The 1,134-nt window shown below is 69.9% G+C and carries 1 protein-coding gene; it reads right to left on the bottom strand.

Features of this window, described 5'->3' with window-relative positions:
* Positions 1-1,134, bottom strand: a 1,134-nt coding sequence (locus tag ACM43_RS09640; protein WP_271539857.1) for a DUF1522 domain-containing protein, incomplete at both ends; no start/stop codon positions are given.

Below are 1,134 nucleotides of genomic sequence, written 5' to 3'. Positions count from 1 at the left end.
AGGTCTTGCCGCTGATGCCGCCGATGCCGGAGGTGCGAGCCGCGGTGAAGGCGGTCGCCGTCCCGGTGTTGCCGGCGAGGCCGAGCGCGTTCAGCGCGTTGCCGGTGCCGGTGACCGACAGGTCGGCATTGACGCCGGTCGAGATCTTGAGCAGGCCCGAGGCGTTGACCGACGAGTTGGTCTGGCCGGAAGCCGTCGCAAGCGTGGCGGTGCCGTTGGCAGCGATCGTCGCGGTCTGCACGCCGGTGGCGAGGTCGATCGCCTTCAAGACGTCGTTGAGCGTGCCGCCCTGCAGATAGACCGTCGAGTTGCCGTTGCCGTCGGTGAGGATGTTACCGTTCGCACCATAACCAGCCGGAACGCTCGGAGCACCGGTCGAGCCCGGGATCGGCGCGTTCTTGAAGGTGATGACGTGACCGTTGACGTTCAGCGTCGAGCCGTCGGTGATCGTCGCACCCAGCGAGGCGGCGCTCGTGGTCCGGTTGACGCTCACGGTGGCGTTGCCGCCGCCGACCGAGCTGGTCAGGCCCAGCGCCTTGAGCAGGTCGGCCTTGCCGGTGACGCTCAGATCCGCGCCCGTCGAGCTCCTCAGCGTGACGGCACCGCCGCCAACGCTCGAAGCGGTCTGGTTGACGCTGGTGGCAAACGTCGCAGCACCCGAGCTGATGGAGACCGTCTTGACGCCGCTGGCGAGATCGACCGCGGTCAAGAGATCGTTGACGTTCGCAGCCGGAGTGCCGGCGGTGCCGAGATAGACCGTGGTGTTGCCGTTGCCGTCGGTGACGAGGTTGCCGCTGACGCCCGAGCCGGTCGGAACGGCGGTCGCAGCCGGAGCGGTGCCGCTGCGGAAGGTGATGGTCTTGCCGTTGACGGTCAGCGTGTCGCCGTCGGCGGGCTGGGCGTTGCCGAGCAGGCCGGTTGCGGTCGTGCCGTTGGTGGCGATCAGGGTGATCGTGCCGGTCAGGGCCGTGGTGCCGTCGCCGGCCGTTCCCGCCGTGCCCGTGAACGCCCCGATGGTCGCGCCGAGCGTCGTGGTGCCGGTCGCCGCGGTGGTGCCGCCGGCCGCGCCGCTATACACGACGTTGCTGCTCGCCGTCGCGCTGGCATAGGAGGTCGTGCCGCGCAGGTCGGCCG

The organism is Bradyrhizobium sp. CCBAU 45321 (genome assembly GCF_028128975.1).
Classification (GTDB): domain Bacteria; phylum Pseudomonadota; class Alphaproteobacteria; order Rhizobiales; family Xanthobacteraceae; genus Bradyrhizobium; species Bradyrhizobium yuanmingense.
This window is presented reverse-complemented; position numbering and strand designations above follow the sequence as displayed.